The organism is Bacillus inaquosorum (genome assembly GCF_023238325.1).
Taxonomy (GTDB): domain Bacteria; phylum Bacillota; class Bacilli; order Bacillales; family Bacillaceae; genus Bacillus; species Bacillus inaquosorum.
The window spans coordinates 386,927-407,322 of record NZ_CP096592.1; the positions used below are offsets into that span (position 1 = coordinate 386,927).

Consider the following 20,396-nt stretch of genomic DNA (forward strand, 5'->3'; position numbering starts at 1 on the left):
ATATGAGCAAAAAATCGATTCAAAAGGTGTACGCACTGACACCGATGCAGGAGGGAATGCTGTATCATGCGATGCTTGATCCGCATTCTTCCTCGTACTTCACACAATTAGAGCTTGGGATTCACGGTGCTTTTGATCTTGAAATCTTTGAGAAAAGCGTCAATGAACTGATTCGGTCATACGATATTCTCCGTACGGTATTTGTGCACCAGCAGCTGCAAAAACCGCGTCAGGTTGTATTAGCGGAACGCAAAACAAAGGTGCACTATGAAGATATCAGTCATGCGGACCGAGACCGCCAAAAAGAGCACATCGAGCGTTATAAACAAGACGTGCAGCGCCAAGGTTTTAACCTGGCAAAAGACATTTTGTTCAAGGTGGCGGTTTTCCGTCTTGATGCAGAACAGCTGTATCTTGTCTGGAGCAATCATCATATTATGATGGACGGCTGGAGCATGGGCGTACTCATGAAAAGCCTGTTCCAAAACTATGAAGCGCTCAGAGCAGGCCGGACACCGGCAAACGGCCAGGGCAAGCCTTATTCCGACTACATCAAGTGGCTTGGAAAACAGGACAATGAAGAAGCAGAGAGCTACTGGAGCGAACGCTTGGCGGGTTTTGAACAGCCGAGCGTGCTCCCAGGCCGCCTGCCTGAGAACAAAGATGAATACGTCAATAAAGAATATTCATTTACATGGGACGAAACACTGGTTGCCCGCATTCAGCAAACCGCAAACCGCCATCAAGTGACGGGGCCTAACCTGTTTCAGGCTGTTTGGGGCATTGTTCTCAGTAAATACAACTTTACGAAGGACGTGGTCTTCGGCACGGTCGTATCGGGACGGCCGTCTGAAATCAACGGGATTGAAACGATGGCGGGGCTGTTTATCAACACCATTCCAGTGCGGGTAAAAGTAGATCAAGATGCTGCTTTCGCTGATATTTTCTCAGCTGTTCAGCAGCATGCAGTAGAGGCGGAGCGTTACGATTACGTGCCGCTCTATGAGATTCAAAAACGCTCAGCGCTCGACAGCAATCTCTTGAATCATCTGGTCGCGTTTGAAAATTATCCGCTTGATCAAGAGCTTGAAAACGGCAGCATGGAAGACCGCCTCGGATTTTCTATCAAGGTAGAAAGTGCATTTGAGCAAACAAGCTTCGATTTCAACCTGATTGTGTATCCGGGCAAAACGTGGACCGTCAAAATCAAATATAACGGAGCTGCCTTTGATTCCGCTTTTATCGAACGGACAGCGGAGCACCTTACCCGCATGATGGAAGCAGCTGTCGATCAGCCAGACGCTTTTGTGCGTGAGTACGGGCTTGTGGGAGACGAAGAGCAGCAGCAAATTGTCGAGGTCTTCAACCGCACGAAAGCCGAACTCCCTGAAGGAATGGCCGTTCATCAAGTGTTTGAAGAGCAAGCGCAACGGACGCCGGCGAGCACTGCCGTCGTATATGAAGGAACCGAGCTGACGTACCGCGAGCTGAATGCAGCTGCTAACCGTCTGGCGAGAAAGCTTGTCGAACAAGGTCTTCAAAAAGGAGACACAGCCGCGATAATGAACGACCGCTCGGCAGAAACCGTTGTTGGCATGCTGGCTGTGTTAAAAGCAGGCGCCGCCTATGTGCCGCTTGATCCAGCGCTTCCTGAGGATCGTCTTCGTTTCATGGCGGAGGACAGTTCCATTCGGATGGTATTGGCCGGAAAGTCTTATACAGAGCAGGCACATCAGCTGCAAGTGCCGGTACTTACACTGGACAGCGGTTTTGAAGAGAGCGAAGCGGCTGACAATCTCAATCTGCCATCCGCACCGACTGATTTGGCGTACATTATGTACACATCTGGTTCGACGGGCAAACCGAAAGGCGTCATGATTGAACATAAAAGCATTCTTCGTCTCGTCAAAAATGGCGGGTATGTTCCTGTCCATGAAGAGGACCGCATGGCGCAAACGGGAGCTGTCAGCTTTGATGCCGGAACCTTTGAAGTATTCGGCGCACTGCTGAATGGCGCAGCGCTTTACCCTGTCAAAAAAGAGACGCTGCTTGATGCGAAACAATTTACAGCATTTCTGCGCGAACAGAGAATCACGGCCATGTGGCTGACATCACCTTTATTCAACCAGCTTGCCGCAAAGGATGCCGGCATGTTCGGCACACTGCGCCATTTAATTATCGGCGGAGACGCCCTCGTGCCGCATATTGTCAGCAAAGTGAAACAGGCATCGCCGTCGCTTTCATTGTGGAACGGATACGGCCCGACTGAAAACACGACGTTTTCAACAAGTTTTCTGATCGACCGTGAGTATAGCGGCTCTATTCCAATCGGGAAACCTATCGGAAATTCGACTGCCTACATCATGGATGAGCAGCAGCGCCTGCAGCCAATTGGCGCGCCCGGCGAGCTGTGCGTCGGCGGAATCGGTGTAGCGCGAGGATATGTCAATCTCCCTGAGCTGACGGAGAAGCAATTTCTCGAAGATCCGTTCAGAGCGGGTGAAAGGATTTATCGCACTGGCGACTTGGCGAGATGGCTGCCGGACGGCAATATCGAGTTTTTAGGAAGAATCGACAATCAAGTGAAGGTGCGCGGCTTCCGAATTGAGCTTGGCGAAATTGAAACAAAACTGAACATGGCAGGGCATGTGACAGAGGCAGCCGTGATCATCCGCAAGAACAAAGCAGACGAAAATGAAATTTGCGCATACTTTACGGCGGACCGTGAAGTGTCTGTGAGCGGGCTGAGAAAAACGCTGTCTCAATCTTTGCCTGACTATATGGTTCCTGCCCATTTGATTCAGATGGACAGCCTGCCGCTCACGCCAAACGGAAAAATCAACAAAAAAGAACTGCCTGCGCCTCAATCAGAAACCGCGCAGCCGGAGTACGCAGCACCAGAAACAGAGAGTGAAAAGAAATTAGCGGAGATCTGGGAAGGGATACTCGGCGTCAAAGCAGGCGTTACCGATAACTTCTTTATGATCGGCGGTCATTCTTTGAAAGCGATGATGATGACGGCGAAAATCCAGGAGCATTTTCATAAGGAAGTACCGATTAAAGTGCTTTTTGAAAAGCCGACCATTCAAGAACTGGCGCTGTATTTGGAAGAGAACGAAAGCAAGGAGGAGCAGACGTTTGAACCGATCAAGCAAGCACCTTATCAGCAGCATTATCCTGTATCCCCGGCCCAGCGGAGAATGTATATCCTCAATCAGCTTGGACAAGCAAACACAAGCTACAACGTCCCCGCTGTACTTTTGCTGGAGGGAGAAGTAGATAAAGACCGGCTTGAAAATGCGATTCAGCAATTAATCAACCGGCACGAAATCCTCCGGACATCGTTTGACATGATCGACGGAGAAGTTGTGCAAACCGTTCATAAAAACATATCGTTCCAGCTGGAGGCTGCCAAGGGACGGGAAGAAGACGCGGAGGAAATGATCAAAGCGTTCATTCAGCCGTTTGAACTAAACCGCGCGCCGCTCGTCCGTTCGAAGCTTGTCCAGCTTGAGGAAGAACGCCACCTGCTGCTCATTGATATGCACCATATCATCACTGACGGCAGTTCAACAGGCATTCTGATCGGTGATCTCGCCAAAATATATCAAGGCGCTGATCTTGAGCTGCCGCAGATTCACTATAAAGATTACGCTGTTTGGCACAAAGAACATGCTGATCATCAAAAAGATGAAGCATACTGGCTCGAAACCTTTAAAGGCGAGCTGCCGATTCTTGATCTTCCGGCGGATTTCGAACGGCCTGCTGAACGGAGCTTTGCGGGAGAGCGCGTAATGTTCGGGCTCGATAAGCAAAGCACGGCTCAAATCAAATCACTCTTGGCAGAAACGGATACGACAATGTACATGTTTTTGCTGGCAGCGTTCAATGTACTCCTTTCTAAGTACGCGTCACAGGATGATATCATTGTCGGCTCGCCGACAGCGGGAAGAACACATCCTGATCTGCAAGGTGTGCCGGGCATGTTTGTCAACACGGTGGCACTAAGAACGGCTCCTGCGGGAGATAAAACCTTTGCGCAATTTCTGGAAGAGGTCAAAACAGCCAGCCTTCAAGCATTCGAGCACCAGAGCTATCCGCTTGAGGAGCTGATTGAAAAGCTTCCGCTTACAAGGGACACAAGCCGAAGTCCGCTGTTCAGCGTGATGTTCAACATGCAGAACATGGAGATTCCTTCATTGAGATTAGGAGATTTGAAGATTTCTTCGTATTCCATGCTTCATCACGTGGCGAAATTTGATCTCTCCTTGGAAGCGGTCGAGCGTGAAGAGGATATCGGTCTAAGCTTTGACTATGCGACCGCTCTGTTTAAGGACGAAACCATCCGCCGCTGGAGCAGCCACTTTGTCAATATCATCAAAGTGGCCGCGGCTAATCCGAACGTTCGGCTGTCTGATGTAGACTTGCTTTCACCAGCAGAAACGGCTGCTTTGCTTGAAGAAAGACATATGACTCAAATTACTGAAGCAACCTTTGCAGCTCTTTTCGAAAAACAGGCCCAGCAAACACCTGATCATCCTGCGGTGATATCTGGCGGAAATCTGCTGACCTATCGCGAGCTTGATGAACAGGCGAACCAGCTGGCGCATCATCTTCGTGCGCAAGGGGCAGGAAGTGAAGACATCGTCGCGATTGTCATGGATCGGTCAGCTGAGGTTATGGTATCGATTCTCGGTGTCATGAAGGCGGGTGCGGCTTTCCTTCCGATTGATCCTGATACGCCTGAAGAACGAATTCGCTATTCGTTAGAGGACAGCGGAGCGAGAATTGCGGTCGTGAACGAAAGAAATATGACGGCCATTGGGCAATATGAAGGAACAATCGTCAACCTTGATGACGCAGCATGGAGAAATGAAAGCAAGGAGCGCCCATCACCGATTTCCGGATCTCGTAATCTTGCATACGTCATTTATACGTCAGGTACGACCGGGAAGCCGAAGGGGGTGCAGATCGAGCATCGCAATCTGATAAACTATGTTTCTTGGTTTAATCATGAGGCGGGCCTGACGGAAACCGATAAGTCTGTTTTGCTTTCGTCCTACGCATTCGACCTGGGCTATACGAGCATGTTCCCTGTTCTTCTGGCAGGGGGCGAGCTCCACATCGTGCCGAAGGAAACCTATACGGCACCGGATGAAATTGGGCGTTATATCAAGGAACACGGGATCACATATATCAAACTGACACCGTCTCTGTTCCATACGATGGTGAATACGGCCAGCTTTACAAAAGAGCCAAACTTTGAATCTTTGCGCTTGATTGTCTTGGGAGGAGAAAAAATCATCCCGGCGGATGTTCTCGCCTTCCGCAAGGTGTATGGGCATACCGAATTTATCAATCACTACGGCCCGACTGAAGCAACGATCGGCGCCATCGCCGGACGGGTTGATCTGTCTGAACCGGGCGCATTCGCGAAACGCCCGACAATCGGACAGCCGATTGCGAATGCCGGCGCGCTTGTCTTAAATGAGGCGTTAAAGCTTGTGCCTCAAGGAGCGAGTGGCCAGCTCTATATCACGGGGCAGGGGCTTGCGAGAGGATATCTCAACAGGCCTCAGCTGACAGCCGAGAGATTTGTAGAAAATCCATATTCACCGGGCAGCCTCATGTACAAAACCGGAGATGTCGTACGAAGACTTTCTGACGGTACGCTTGAATTTATCGGCCGGGTTGATGATCAGGTGAAAATCCGCGGCTACCGCATTGAGCCGAAAGAAATTGAAACGGTTATGCTCAGCCTCAGCGAAATTCATGAAGCGGTTGTGCTAGCGGTTTCCGAGGGCGGACTTCAAGAGCTTTGCGCGTATTATACGGCGGATCAAGACATTGAAAAAGCAGCGCTCCGGAACCAGCTTTCACAAACACTGCCGTCTCATATGATTCCTGCTTTCTTTGTGCAGGTGGACGCGATTCCGCTGACGGCAAACGGGAAAACCGACAGAAACGCATTGCCGAAGCCGAACGAGGCACAATCCGGACGCAAGGCCTCAGTTGTACCGGAAACAGCGCTTGAAGAGAGCCTATGCCGCATTTGGCAGAAAACGCTTGGCATAGAAGCGATCGGCATCGACGACAATTTCTTCGATTTAGGCGGCCATTCATTAAAAGGAATGATGCTCATCGCCAACATTCAGGCCGAATTGGAGAAAACCGTACCGCTTAAAGCACTGTTCGAGAAGCCGACTGTTCGCCAGCTTGCGGCTTATATGGAGGCATCGGCAGTTTCAGGCGGCTATCATGTGCTCAAACCGGCTGACAAACAGAATATGTACCCATTGTCATCCGCGCAGAAACGGATGTATGTACTGAATCAGCTTGACCGGCAGACGATCAGCTACAACATGCCATCTGTTCTTCTGATGGAAGGCGAGCTTGATATTTCACGTCTGCGCGACTCACTGAATCAGCTTGTGAACCGCCACGAGTCATTGCGCACATCATTTATAGAAGCCAATGGTGAGCCTGTTCAGCGCATTATTGAGGAGGCGGTGATTGATCTTCATGTGTTTGAAGCGGAAGAAGACGAAGTGGAACAAAAGATCAAGGAATTTATCCGGCCATTCGACCTAAACAATGCGCCGCTCATTCGTGCGGCTTTGCTTCGAATAGAAGCGAAGAAACATTTGCTGCTTTTGGATATGCATCACATCATCGCAGACGGCGTATCAAGAGGCATTTTTGTGAAAGAATTGGCGCTGCTTTACAAAGGAGAACAGCTTCCGGAGACGGCGCTTCATTATAAGGATTTCGCCGTTTGGCAAAATGAAGCTGCGCAAAAGGAACGGATGAAGGAGCATGAGGCGTACTGGCTCTCGGTTCTTTCAGGCGAGCTGCCGGAGCTTGATCTTCCGCTCGATTACGCCCGTCCGCCTGTGCAAAGCTTTAAAGGAGACACGGTCCGTTTCCGTACGGGAAGCGAGACGGCAAAGGCGGTAGAGAAACTGCTTGCAGAAACCGGAACGACCTTGCACATGGTGCTTCACGCTGTTTTCCACATCTTTTTAAGCAAAATTTCCGGACAGCGGGATATCGTCATCGGCTCCGTCACTGCCGGCCGGATGAATGCCGATGTCCAAGACATGCCGGGGATGTTTGTCAATACGCTTGCCTTAAGAATGGAAGCGGAAGAACAGCAAACCTTTGCAGAGCTTCTGGAGAAAGCGAAGCAGACGAACCTGTCAGCGCTTGAACATCAGGAATATCCGTTTGAGGACTTGGTCAATCAGCTTGATCTTCCTCGGGATATGAGCCGAAATCCATTGTTTAACGTAATGGTGACGACAGAAAATCCTGATAAAGAACAGCTTACATTGCAGAACCTAAGCATTTCACCTTATGAGGCCCATCAGGGAACGTCTAAGTTTGATCTGACATTAGGCGGATTCACTGATGAAAACGGCATCGGCCTGCAGCTCGAATATGCGACTGATCTGTTCTCAAGAGAGACGGCTGAGAAATGGAGCGAATACGTTCTCCGTTTACTAAAGGCTGTTGCGGAAAACCCGAACCAACCGCTTTCCAGCCTGTCAATCGTCACTGAAACAGAAAAACAAACGCTTCTGGACGCATGGAAAGGCAAAACGCTCCCTGTGCCGACAGACAAAACCGTTCATCAGCTATTCGAAGAGACCGCTCAGCGCCACAAAGACCGCCCGGCTGTCACATACAACGGCCAGTCATGGACGTACGGCGAGCTGAATGCGAAGGCAAACCGTCTTGCACGGATTCTGATCGACTGCGGCATCAGCGCGGATGAGCGTGTCGGCGTTCTCACGAAGCCGTCGCTTGAAATGTCCGCTGCGGTGCTCGGCGTCTTAAAGGCGGGAGCGGCGTTTGTGCCGATTGATCCTGATTATCCGGATCAGCGGATTGACTATATTTTACAAGACAGCGGAGCGAAGCTTCTCTTGAAACAGGAAGGCATTTCAGTTCCGGATAGCTTCTCAGGAGACGTCATTCTTCTCGACGGGGATCGTACGATTCTAAGCCTGCCGCTAGATGAAAACGATGAAGAAAATCCAGAGACGGATACAAACGCGGAGAACCTCGCTTACATGATTTACACGTCTGGAACGACCGGACAGCCGAAAGGTGTCATGGTCGAGCACCATGCGCTTGTGAACCTGTGCTTCTGGCACCATGACGCGTTCAGCATGACAGAGGAGGACCGCAGTGCGAAGTACGCGGGCTTTGGATTCGATGCCTCCATTTGGGAGATGTTCCCGACCTGGACAATCGGCGCCGAGCTTCACGTCATTGATGAAGCGATCCGCCTCGATATCGTCCGCCTGAACGACTATTTCGAAACGCATGGCGTGACGATCACCTTCCTGCCGACGCAGCTGGCGGAACAGTTCATGGAGCTTGAGAACACATCACTCCGTATCCTATTGACTGGAGGAGACAAGCTGAAGCGTGCGGTCAAACAGCCGTACACGCTCGTCAACAACTACGGGCCGACAGAAAATACGGTCGTTGCCACGAGCACAGAAATCAATCCGGAGGAAGGCTCGCTTTCCATCGGGCAGGCGATCGCCAATACGAGAGTGTACATTCTCGGCGAGGGCAATCAGGTGCAGCCGGAAGGCGTAGCCGGAGAGCTTTGTGTGGCGGGACGCGGACTGGCACGCGGCTATCTGAATCGAGAAGACGAAACCGCGAAGCGGTTTGTCGCTGATCCGTTTGTGCCGGGAGAACGCATGTACCGCACCGGCGACTTGGTGAAATGGGTGAACGGCGGCATCGAGTACATCGGCCGGATCGACCAGCAGGTCAAGGTCCGCGGCTACCGGATCGAGCTCTCAGAAATCGAAGTCCAGCTCGCCCAGCTTTCTGAGGTGCAGGATGCGGCGGTAACAGCTGCCAAAGATAAAGGCGGCAATACAGCGATCGCGGCGTATGTGACACCGGAAACAGCTGACATAGAAGCATTAAAGTCTTCGCTTAAAGAAACCCTGCCGGACTATATGATCCCGGCGTTCTGGGTGACGCTGAACGAGCTTCCGGTTACCGCAAACGGCAAAGTAGACCGCAAAGCCTTGCCAGAGCCGGACATCGAAGCGGGAAGCGGAGAATACAAAGCGCCGGCAACGGATATGGAAGAGCTGCTTGCAGGCATCTGGCAGGATGTGCTCGGCATTCCGGAGATCGGTGTCAGTGACAATTTCTTCTCGCTTGGCGGAGATTCCATCAAAGGAATCCAGATGGCGAGCCGCTTGAACCAGCACGGCTGGAAGCTGGAAATGAAAGACCTCTTCCAGCACCCGACGATCGAAGAGCTCACCCAATACGTGGAGCGTGCCGAAGGCAAACATGCGGACCAAGGCCCTGTGGAGGGCGAAGTCATTCTGACGCCGATTCAGCGCTGGTTCTTTGAAAAGAACTTCACGAACAAGCACCATTGGAACCAATCAGTGATGCTTCACGCCAAAAAAGGATTTGATCCTGAACGGGTGGAGAAAACGTTGCAGGCACTGATCGAGCACCATGATGCACTCCGTATGGTCTATCGCGAGGAAAACGGAAACATCCTTCAAGCGTATAAAGCTATCAGCGAAAGCAAAGTCAGCTTCGAAATCGTGGATCTGTATGGCTCCGATGAAAACATGCTGAAAAGCCAGATCAAGATTCTCGCGAACAGGCTGCAAAGCAGTCTCGATCTGCAAAACGGACCGCTACTCAAGGCGGAGCAATACCGTACGGAAGCTGGCGACCACCTGCTCATCGCTGTACACCATCTCGTGGTCGACGGCGTGTCATGGCGGATTTTGCTTGAAGATTTTGCTTCAGGCTACATGCAGGCTGAGAAAGAAGGGAACATTGTCTTCCCGCAAAAAACAAATTCCTTCAAGGATTGGGCGGAAGAACTGGCGGCATTCAGCCAATCAGCGCATCTTTTACAGCAGGCTGAATACTGGGCGCAAATTGACGCTGAACAGGTTTCTCCTGTGCCGAAGGATTATGAAACAGTGCAGCGGATGGTCAAACATACATCATCTGTCCTCTGTGAATTAACGGAAGAAGACACCAAACATCTCTTAACGGATGTTCATCAGCCATATGGAACTGAAATCAATGATATTCTTCTCAGCGCGCTCGGTCTAACAATGAAAGAATGGACAGACGGTGCCAAAATCGGCATTAATCTGGAGGGACACGGACGGGAGGACATCATTCCGAATGTGAATATCTCCAGAACGGTCGGCTGGTTTACGGCGCAATATCCTGTTGTGCTCGACATGTCTGAAGCAGACGCCTCAGCCGTGATCAAATCAGTCAAAGAAAACCTGCGCCGCATTCCGGACAAAGGTGTTGGCTACGGCATTCTCCGTTATGTCACAGAAACAGCGGATACAAAGGGCTTCACGCCAGAAATCAGCTTTAACTATTTGGGCCAATTCGACAGTGAAGTAAAAACCGACTTCTTTGAGCCGTCCGCTTTCGATATGGGGCGCCAAGTAAGCGAGGAATCAGAAGCGCTGTACGCTTTAAGCTTCAGCGGCATGATCAGGAACGGTCGATTTGTGCTTTCCTGCTCCTACAATGAGAAGGAGTTTGAAAGAGCTACGGTCGATAAGCAAATGGAACGGTTTAAAGAAAACCTCTTGATGCTGATCCGCCATTGCACGGAAAAAGAGGACAAGGAATTCACGCCGAGCGACTTCAGCGCCGAGGACCTTGAAATGGACGAGATGGGCGAAATCTTTGACATGCTTGAGGAGAATTTAAAATAAAACGCAAGGGAATTACAGAAGGCGGGAGCGAAGCATATGAGTCAATTTAGCAAGGATCAGGTTCAAGATATGTATTACCTATCGCCGATGCAGGAAGGGATGATGTTTCATACCATCCTGAATCCCGGCCAGAGCTTTTACCTTGAACAAATCACGATGAAAGTAAAAGGCAGCTTGAATATCAAATGCCTTGAAGAAAGCATGAATGTGATCATGGACCGGTACGATGTATTTCGTACCGTGTTCATTCACGAAAAAGTAAAAAGACCTGTCCAAGTCGTATTGAAAAAAAGGCAGTTTCATATAGAAGAAATCGATCTGACACACTTAACGGGCAGCGAGCAAACAGCCAAAATCAATGAATACAAAGAACAAGATAAGATCAAGGGATTTGATTTGACGCGGGATATCCCAATGCGGGCAGTCATTTTCAAAAAAGCTGATGAAAGCTTTGAATGGGTGTGGAGCTACCACCACATTATCTTGGACGGTTGGTGCTTCGGCATCGTCGTGCAAGATCTGTTTAAAGTATACAATGCCCTGCGCGAACAAAAGCCGTACAGTCTGCCCCCTGTCAAACCGTATAAAGACTACATCAAGTGGCTTGAAAAGCAGGATAAACAAGCATCACTGCGTTACTGGCGCGAGTACTTAGAGGATTTTGAAGGACAGACAACGTTTGCGGAGCAAAGAAAGAAACAAAAGGGCGAATACGAGCCGAAAGAGCTGCTCTTCTCACTGCCGGAGGCGGAAACAAAGGCCTTTACCGAGCTTGCAAAATCGCAGCATACCACTTTGAGTACGGCGCTCCAGGCAGTCTGGAGCGTATTGATCAGCCGCTATCAGCAGTCTGGCGATTTGACCTTCGGCACAGTCGTTTCCGGGCGTCCCGCGGAAATCAAAGGCGTTGAACATATGGTCGGACTGTTTATCAACGTTGTCCCAAGACGGGTGAAACTGTCTGAGGATATCACATTTAACGGTTTGCTCAAGCAGCTGCAGGAGCAATCGCTTCAGTCTGAGCCGCATCAATATGTGCCGCTCTATGACATCCAAAGCCAAGCCGATCAGCCGAAACTGATTGACCACATCATTGTCTTTGAGAATTATCCGCTTCAGGATGCAAAAAATGAAGAAAACAGTGAAAACGGCTTTGATATGGAGGATGTACATGTTTTTGAGAAGTCGAATTATGATCTCAATCTAATGGCTTCCCCAGGGGATGAGATGCTGATTAAGCTTGCCTATAATGAGAATGTGTTTGATGAGGCGTTTATCCTGCGCTTGAAATCTCAGCTTCTCACAGCGATTCAGCAGCTCATCCATAAGCCGGATCAGCCTGTCAGCACGATCAACCTCGTTGACGACAAGGAGAGAGAGTTTTTGCTTACCGGCTTAAACCCGCCGGCTCAAACTCATGAGGCAAAGCCTCTGACGGAATGGTTCAAGGAAGCGGTGAACGTTAATCCTAATGCACCGGCGCTCAAGTATTCCGGACAGACTCTTTCCTATCGCGAATTAGATGAGGAAGCGAACCGCCTTGCACACCGTTTGCAAAAGCAGGGCGCCGGCAAAGGCTCCGTTGTAGCTTTGTACACGAAACGTTCGCTTGAACTGGTGATCGGCATTCTCGGTGTATTAAAAGCGGGAGCGGTCTATCTGCCGATTGATCCGAAGCTGCCGGAGGAACGAATCTCGTATATGCTGACTGACAGCGCCGCAGCCTGTTTGCTGACACATCAGGAGATGAAAGAAAAAGCGGCTCAGCTGCCGTATACAGGAACAACGCTCTTCATCGATGATCAAACACGGTTTGCAGAACAGGCAAGCGATCCTGCAGTCGCGATTGAACCCGACGATCCGGCATATATCATGTACACGTCCGGTACAACCGGAAAGCCGAAAGGCAATATCACCACTCATGCCAATATTCAAGGATTGGTCAAGCATGTAGACTACATGGCATTTTCCGAAAAAGATACGTTCTTATCTGTTTCGAATTACGCCTTTGACGCATTTACCTTTGATTTCTACGCTTCAATGCTGAATGCGGCACGGCTCATTATCGCAGATGAACATACGCTGCTTGATACAGAACGTCTAACCGATCTGATTCATCAAGAGAATGTCAATGTCATGTTTGCGACAACTGCACTATTTAATCTTCTCACAGATGCGGGAGAGGATTGGATGAAGGGGCTTCGCTGCGTGTTATTCGGCGGAGAGCGCGCGTCTGTGCCTCACGTCAGAAAAGCGCTGCGGGTCATGGGGCCGGGCAAGCTGATTAACTGCTATGGGCCTACTGAGGGAACGGTGTTTGCGACAGCTCACATCGTGCATGATATACCGGATTCCATCTCCTCATTGCCGATCGGAAAGCCGATCAGCAATGCCAGTGTTTATATTCTCAACGAGAAAAACCAGCTCCAGCCATTCGGAGCGGTCGGTGAACTGTGCATCAGCGGAATGGGCGTGTCAAAAGGGTATGTAAACCGTCATGACCTGACGAAGCAAAAGTTTATTACGAACCCGTTCAAGCCGGGAGAAACGCTTTACCGCACAGGGGATTTAGCACGCTGGCTGCCGGATGGAACAATTGAATACGCCGGCCGTATTGACGACCAGGTCAAAATACGCGGACACCGGATTGAGCTTGAAGAAATCGAAAAGCAGCTGCAGGAATATCCGGGTGTGAAAGATGCGGTTGTTGTTGCAGACCGCCATGAGTCTGGCGATGCATCAATCAACGCCTACCTCGTGAACCGGACGCAGCTTTCAGCTGCAGACATAAAGACACACCTGAAAAAACAGCTTCCTGCTTACATGGTGCCGCAAACCTTTACTTTCATGGACGAGCTTCCTTTAACGACAAACGGGAAGGTCAATAAACGGCTGCTGCCAAAACCGGATCAGGATCAGCTGGCGGAAGAATGGATCGGGCCCCGCGACGAGACGGAAGAAACGATCGCACAAATCTGGTCCGAGATTCTCGGCAGACAGCAAGTCGGCATTCATGACGATTTCTTTGCGCTTGGCGGGCACTCCTTAAAGGCAATGACCGCGGCTTCCCGCATCAAGAAAGAGCTCGGGATTGATCTCCCGGTAAAACTTTTGTTTGAAGCGCCGACGATCGCCGGCATTTCAGCGTATCTGAAAAACGGGGGCTCAGATGGATTGCAGGATGTAACGATAATGAATCCCGATCAGGATCAGATCATTTTCGCATTCCCGCCGGTCTTGGGCTATGGCCTCATGTACCAAAACCTGGCCAGCCGCCTGCCGACATACAAGCTGTGCGCCTTTGATTTCATTGAGGAGGAAAACCGGCTTGACCGCTATGCGGATTTGATTCAGAAGCTTCAGCCGGAAGGGTCTTTGACACTGTTCGGGTATTCAGCGGGGTGCAGCCTGGCGTTTGAAGCTGCCAAAAAGCTTGAGGAACAAGGACGCATTGTTCAGCGGATCATCATGGTGGATTCCTATAAAAAACAAGGTGTCAGTGATCTGGACGGACGCACGGTTGAGAGTGATGTTGAAGCGTTGATGAATGTCAACCGGGACAATGAAGCGCTCAACAGCGAAGCCGTCAAACAAGGCCTCAAGCAAAAAACACACGCTTTCTACTCATACTACGTCAACCTGATCAGCACAGGCCAAGTGAAAGCGGATATTGATCTGCTGACTTCTGGCGTTGATTTTGACATGCCGGAATGGCTTGCATCGTGGGAAGAGGCAACAACAGGTGCTTACCGTGTGAAAAGAGGCTTCGGAACACACGCTGAAATGCTGCAGGGCGAAACGCTAGATAGGAATGCTGGGATTTTGCTCGAATTTCTTAATACACAAACCGTAACGGTTTCTTAAATGAAGTGATGAAAGGAGGAGACGGCCATGAGCCAACTCTTCAAATCATTTGATGCGTCGGAAAAAACGCAGCTCATCTGTTTTCCGTTTGCGGGCGGATACTCAGCGTCGTTTCGCCCTCTCCATGCTTTTTTGCAGGGGGAGTGTGAGATGCTCGCTGCCGAGCCGCCGGGACACGGCACGAATCAAACGTCAGCCATTGAGGATCTCGAAGAGCTGACCGATTTGTACAAGCAAGAATTGAACCTTCGTCCTGATCGGCCGTTTGTGCTGTTCGGACACAGTATGGGCGGAATGATCACCTTCAGGCTGGCGCAAAAGCTGGAGCGTGAAGGCATCATTCCGCAGGCAGTTATCATTTCTGCGATACAGCCGCCGCATATTCAGCGGAAGAAAGTGTCTCATCTGCCTGATGATCAGTTTCTCGATCATATTATTCAATTAGGCGGAATGCCCGCGGAGCTCGTTGAAAATAAGGAGGTCATGTCCTTTTTCCTGCCTTCCTTCAGATCAGATTACCGGGCTCTTGAACAATTTGAGCTTCACGATGTGACCCCGATCCAATCGCCTGTTCATGTCTTTAACGGGCTTGATGATGAAAAATGCATTCGGGATGCGGAAGGCTGGAAGAAGTGGGCGAAAGACATCACATTCCATGAATTTGCCGGCGGACACATGTTTTTGCTGTCACATACGGAAGAAGTGGCAGAACGGATTTTTGCAATATTGAATCAGCATCCAATCATTCAATCGTGATCAAAAGCGGACAGCGCCTGCTGTTCCGCTTTTTTGTTGAGTGGCAATTTTTACATGATATAATAGTCGCAATACTCAAACAAAGGTAGGTCGAAACATGCGCGCGTCTCCTATGATGAAATGGTTTGTATTGCTGTTTACGTTTGTTTTCGCCATCGGATTGAACTCATTCAGAAATTCCTTTCAATTTTTTATGCTGCCAATGGCGGATACCTTCCATGCCGACAGGTCGCTGATCTCGGTTTCTGTCAGCATTTTTATGATTACAACGGGCATCGTTCAGTTTTTTGTCGGTTTTTTTATTGACCGGTTCAGCGTCAGAAAGATTATGGCGCTTGGAGCTGTTTGTATCAGCGCAAGCTATTTGGTGCTTCCGTATTCACCGAATGTTCATGTGTTTTCTGCCATTTACGGCGTGCTCGGCGGAATCGGCTATTCCTGTGCGGTCGGCGTGACGACCCAGTATTTCATCAGCCGCTGGTTCGACACGCACAAAGGCCTGGCGCTTGCTATTTTGACCAATGCCAACTCAGCGGGCCTGCTGCTGCTCTCGCCCATTTGGGCCGCGGCTCCGTATCATGCTGGCTGGCAAAACACCTATACGATATTGGGCATCGTTATGGCGGCTGTTCTGCTGCCGCTCCTCGCCTTCGGGATGAAGCACCCGCCGCATGCGCAAGCGCAGTCTGTAAAAAAGTCTTATGACTGGCGGGGATTTTGGAACGTGATAAAGCAGTCCCGCCTCATTCATATCCTGTACTTCGGCGTGTTTACATGCGGATTTACAATGGGGATCATTGATGCTCATCTCGTTCCGATGCTGAAGGATGCGCATGTCTCTCATGTCAACGGAATGATGGCCGCGTTCGGGGCGTTTATCATCATTGGCGGATTATTGGCGGGCTGGCTGTCAGATCTCCTCGGCAGCAGAAGCGTGATGCTATCTATCTTATTTTTCATTCGGCTGCTCAGCCTGATTTGCCTGCTCATTCCCATTCTCGGAATCCATCACAGCGAACTTTGGTACTTCGGTTTTATCCTGTTATTCGGACTCAGTTACACAGGCGTGATCCCGCTGACCGCGGCGTCTATTTCAGAAAGCTATCAAACAGGATTAATCGGCTCGCTGTTAGGCATCAATTTCTTTATCCATCAGATCGCCGGTGCTCTCAGTGTGTATGCGGGCGGTTTGTTTTATGACATGACTCATGATTATCTGCTGATTGTTGTGGTTTGTGTGGTGCTTGTCGGTTTATCAGCTTTATTGGAGCTGGTGCCATTCAAAAACATTCATTTTCAACACAAAGAGAGAATTGACATTTAATAAAAAAAAAGAGGGGACACCCCTCTTTTTAAGATTGCAACTTTACTTTTTTGGCGGGCACATGTTCTTTCACAAGCTGTCTGAACGAGTGCCGCTCATTTTCGAATTTGAAAAAACGTTGAGGTATCAAAATCAGCTGGTGACTGGAGGTTTTTATGGAGAATAAGTGTCTATATTCTGCCGCTCCCTTTATTTCATTCCATTCAAACAAGGCATCATAGTTTTTGGATTGAATTTGAATGCCTTGCCGATTAATGGTATATGTCCTTTTGCGTTTTAACCGCTCACTGTTCTTATAGCCGGTACGCAGCCGCAGATATAAAAAGGCAGTGAAGATCAGTGTGAAGATCAGAGATACAACTGCTATGAAAATACCATTATAAATCAATTCTAATGTTTCGTTGTTATAAACGGTAAACGGAAATCCATATACGGAATACACCAATGCAGATAGGAGAAAAATATAAATATAACAAATCACCGCCGCTTTTCTTTGCCGGTATATAAAGTAATATCTCATATCTCGTAATGAAATGGCTCCCTCTAGAAAGACGCTATGTTGAATCATTCTTACAATGCACCTCAAATATATTTTCCTTCAACCCTAACATAAATTTTCATTTGTTCATAGAAATGGTTCCTCTTTGATGTTTCTTCTTTTTCTGCAGATTGATATTGCTCCCCAGCACGCCAATAATAATACAAACGGCACCGGCAAGATGATACCAGGCCAGGCTTTCGTCTAGAATCACGACTCCTGCAATCATCGTCACGATGGTGGAGACATGATTAAAAGCGCTCATTTTAAACGCCTCAATCCGAGACAGCGTATAGTTGGACAGAAACGAAGTGACGAGTGAAGACAGCACGCCCAAATACACAATTGCGAGAACAAAGCCGGGTTCCCGGAATGGCTGAAAATAAGTGCCGGCAGTTCCAGCCGCTCCGTGGCGCACAAGGGCGATGGCGTTGAAGGCGACAAAGCCGATCGCTGACATGATGTAGGTGAGCTCGGTCAGCTTGAACCGCTGCGTCATTTTTCTGGCAGCGGTATTGTACATCGCGGAGGACAAGGCGGACAGCAGGATCAGCAAAGATCCTTTTAAGCTGGCAGATTCCACATCAACGCCTTTCATCACAAAAATAAACATGACGCCGGCAACGGATAAAACCGTGAAACCCTTCTGCGTCAACGTCGAGCGTTCCTTTAAAACATAAGAGGCAAAGACCATCGTAAAAATCGGAATGGCTGCCTGAATAATTCCCGCTTCAGAAGAGGACGAGTATACAAGGCCGAATGCCTGAAAGCTGAAAAACAACGCCGGATACAGCAGGGCGAGCGGCAAAATGGCAATGACGTCCTTTACACGGATTGATAGCTTTACCCAGCCGAATAAGACGGGTACAGTGGCCGCAGCAAACGCAATGGTGAACCGATGCGCCAGAATATCAAACGGTTCGGCTGTTTGCAGTGCGATTTTTACGAATAGAAAGGATAAACCGATAATGAACGAATATAAGATAGCCGCCATATAAGCGGAGGCTTGCTGTTTTTTTAACATAATGGGAGGTGCTCCTTTACCTGAATTGCAGCGCCGGTCGCTTTATTTTATTGTATGGCTGTGATCAGAGCGGTACAATGAGAAAAACAATGAACTGTACCGGTACAAAACAGGGGGAGAAAGCATGGAGAAGTATATGAGCCTATTGACGAGAATAGAGGAGATGATGCAAAGCAGCGCTTATCAAGAAGGTGACAGGCTTCCGTCCATCCGTCAGCTGTCCGTCCGTTATCAAGTCAGCAAAAGCACTGTGATCCGCGCGCTGCAGGAGCTGGAAAAGCGTCACCTCATCTACTCCGTTCCGAAAAGCGGCTATTATATTGTGAAAAAGACGGGAAAAGCAAAAAGCGGACAGCAAGGCCTCATTGACTTTGCCACATCTGCGCCGGACCCCGATGTATTTCCGTATCTTGATTTTCAGCACTGCATCAATAAAGCGATTGATACATACAAAAACGATTTGTTTATTTATGGGACGCCAAAGGGGCTTCCATCACTCATCCGTGTACTCCGAAAGCTGCTCGCCAATCAGCAGGTATTTGCGGATGAACGGCATATTTTCATTACATCAGGTGTCCAGCAGGCGTTATCCCTGCTTTGTGCCATGCCGTTTCCAAATGGGAAAGAGAAGATCGCCATTGAACAGCCGGGCTATCATTTGATGATTGAACAGCTTGAAACGCTTGGGATACCCGCCGTTGGAGTGAATAGAACGGAAGAGGGGCTAGATATAGCCGAGATTGAGCGGCTGTTTCAGACAGAATCAATCAAATTTTTTTATACGATGCCGCGTTTCCATAACCCGCTAGGCTGTTCTTTATCAGAGCGTGATAAACAAGAGCTTGTGAGGCTCGCAGAAACGTATGATGTCTATCTCGTTGAGGATGATTATCTCGGTGATCTGGAGGAAAATAAAAAGGCAGATCCGCTGTACGCATATGATCTGTCCTCGCATGTCATCTATCTGAAAAGCTTTTCAAAAATGATGTTTCCCGGTCTTCGCGTGGGGGCTGCTGTTTTGCCGGATGCGCTGATTGACACGTTTCACACGTACAAAAAGCTGAACGACATCGACTGCTCGATGATTTCTCAAGCGGCGTTGGAAATTTATCTGAAAAGCGGCATGTACGGCAGGCATAAGGAGAAGATCCGTGCTTCCTATAAGGAACGGTCACTAAGGCTTCATCAAGCCATCCAAACACATAGGCAGCTGGGGCGCGGCCGCTTCACGTTTTCCAGCGGGCAGGCACCCTGCATGCACACCCATCTGGTGCTTCCTCAGGATCTGCCGGCCTCAAGGGTGATTCAAAGGCTGAAAAAACAAGGGGTTCTCCTTGAGGCGATAGACCGTCATTATTTATCAGATTATCCGAAAGAAAATCTATTAAAAATCAATATTTCCAATGTGAAAACGGAAGATATTGAACACGGCGTCAATCTGCTGCTGAGCCACTTATAAAAGCGCTTCGTACGAAACCATTGTGATATCCTCGGGGAAATCAGGGTGCGCGGCGCATACGGCCATTTTGTAGCCGGGATCCACCTCATAGGTTTTGATATAGCATGGTGTATGGCTGTCCGGAAGCTCAATGGATACTTGTCCGTCCTGATGCAGGCGCACTGAAAAGGAGTCAAGCGGAAGCGATAAGCCTTTGCCTTCCTGTTTGATAAAGCTTTCTTTCATTGACCATAGATGATAAAAATAGTCTGTCTGCTCGTCTTTGTTTTTGGCTAAAAGATCGCTGTACTCTGTTTTTGAAAAGAAACGTTTGGCGATCTCAAGGCTGATCGGTTTCGCTTTTTCAATATCAATGCCGATCGGCTGTGAATCAAACGCACAAATGACCCAGCGGCCGGAGTGCGAAATGTTGAAATGGGCGTCAGGAAGATCAGGGATGCAGGGCTTCCCATATTCCTGCGTGCTGAAGCGGATATCAGCTTTGTCCAGCTGATACTGACCGCTGATGACTGAGCGGACGAGCACATCTCCCAGCAGGGTGCGGTGAGCATCTTCTTTATGGTAAAATCTCCGGCATTTCTCTCGTTTTTCAGGCGATATGAAAGACATGAACCGTTCAGTCTCTTCCTGTGAAAGCGGGCGGTCCATATAAATTCCGTAAATCTTCATTCTAGATC

At 49.3% G+C, this 20,396-nt stretch carries 8 protein-coding genes; 5 read left to right on the forward strand and 3 right to left on the reverse strand.

Annotated elements, in window-relative coordinates:
- Window positions 1-2: 2 nt before the first annotated feature.
- The 4 genes from srfAB to M1M80_RS02035 all read left to right on the forward strand — a co-directional run bounded on the left by srfAB (window position 3) and on the right by M1M80_RS02035 (window position 16,698).
- Window positions 3-10,754 carry a surfactin non-ribosomal peptide synthetase SrfAB gene (srfAB, locus tag M1M80_RS02015; RefSeq protein WP_178938634.1) on the forward strand — a complete coding sequence of 3,584 codons (10,752 nt, stop codon included), beginning with the start codon at window positions 3-5 and terminating at the stop codon, window positions 10,752-10,754.
- Window positions 10,755-10,790: 36 nt separating this feature from the next.
- The gene (gene srfAC / locus M1M80_RS02025; RefSeq protein WP_060397904.1) at window positions 10,791-14,618 is read left to right on the forward strand and encodes a surfactin non-ribosomal peptide synthetase SrfAC; all 3,828 of its coding nucleotides are present in this window, start codon (window positions 10,791-10,793) and stop codon (window positions 14,616-14,618) included.
- A 27-nt stretch (window positions 14,619-14,645) separates the two neighbouring features.
- The gene (gene srfAD / locus M1M80_RS02030; RefSeq protein ID WP_003240143.1) at window positions 14,646-15,374 is read left to right on the forward strand and encodes a surfactin biosynthesis thioesterase SrfAD; all 729 of its coding nucleotides are present in this window, start codon (window positions 14,646-14,648) and stop codon (window positions 15,372-15,374) included.
- Between the two features lie 97 nt (window positions 15,375-15,471).
- Complete coding sequence (locus tag M1M80_RS02035; protein ID WP_060397905.1) at window positions 15,472-16,698, forward strand: MFS transporter; 1,227 nt, start codon at window positions 15,472-15,474, stop codon at window positions 16,696-16,698.
- 28 nt (window positions 16,699-16,726) lie between these two features.
- Here M1M80_RS02035 and M1M80_RS02040 read toward each other — a convergent pair whose 3' ends face one another.
- Complete coding sequence (locus M1M80_RS02040) at window positions 16,727-17,266, reverse strand: YcxB family protein (protein WP_060397906.1); 540 nt, start codon at window positions 17,264-17,266, stop codon at window positions 16,727-16,729.
- Between the two features lie 49 nt (window positions 17,267-17,315).
- Window positions 17,316-18,260, reverse strand: coding sequence for a DMT family transporter (locus M1M80_RS02045; RefSeq protein ID WP_060397907.1), 945 nt, complete (start codon window positions 18,258-18,260; stop codon window positions 17,316-17,318).
- A gap of 124 nt (window positions 18,261-18,384) precedes the next feature.
- Between M1M80_RS02045 and M1M80_RS02050 the strand changes: the two genes are divergently transcribed.
- Window positions 18,385-19,719 (forward strand): aminotransferase-like domain-containing protein, encoded by a 1,335-nt coding sequence (locus M1M80_RS02050; RefSeq protein ID WP_060397908.1) that lies wholly within the window; start codon window positions 18,385-18,387, stop codon window positions 19,717-19,719.
- Here M1M80_RS02050 and M1M80_RS02055 read toward each other — a convergent pair.
- The gene (locus tag M1M80_RS02055) at window positions 19,714-20,388 is read right to left on the reverse strand and encodes a 4'-phosphopantetheinyl transferase (protein WP_060397909.1); all 675 of its coding nucleotides are present in this window, start codon (window positions 20,386-20,388) and stop codon (window positions 19,714-19,716) included. The two genes, M1M80_RS02050 and M1M80_RS02055, sit on opposite strands and share 6 nt — an antisense overlap.
- Between the last annotated feature and the right edge of the window lie 8 nt (window positions 20,389-20,396).

Bases quoted from the DNA above. Each gene is read 5' to 3' on its own strand.
- srfAB (WP_178938634.1), top strand. From the start codon at position 3: ATGAGCAAAAAATCGATTCAAAAGGTGTACGCACTGACACCGATGCAG.
- srfAC (WP_060397904.1), top strand. From the start codon at position 10,791: ATGAGTCAATTTAGCAAGGATCAGGTTCAAGATATGTATTACCTATCG.
- srfAD (WP_003240143.1), top strand. From the start codon at position 14,646: ATGAGCCAACTCTTCAAATCATTTGATGCGTCGGAAAAAACGCAGCTC.
- M1M80_RS02035 (WP_060397905.1), top strand. From the start codon at position 15,472: ATGCGCGCGTCTCCTATGATGAAATGGTTTGTATTGCTGTTTACGTTT.
- M1M80_RS02040 (WP_060397906.1), bottom strand. From the start codon at position 17,266: ATGATTCAACATAGCGTCTTTCTAGAGGGAGCCATTTCATTACGAGAT.
- M1M80_RS02045 (WP_060397907.1), bottom strand. From the start codon at position 18,260: ATGTTAAAAAAACAGCAAGCCTCCGCTTATATGGCGGCTATCTTATAT.
- M1M80_RS02050 (WP_060397908.1), top strand. From the start codon at position 18,385: ATGGAGAAGTATATGAGCCTATTGACGAGAATAGAGGAGATGATGCAA.
- M1M80_RS02055 (WP_060397909.1), bottom strand. From the start codon at position 20,388: ATGAAGATTTACGGAATTTATATGGACCGCCCGCTTTCACAGGAAGAG.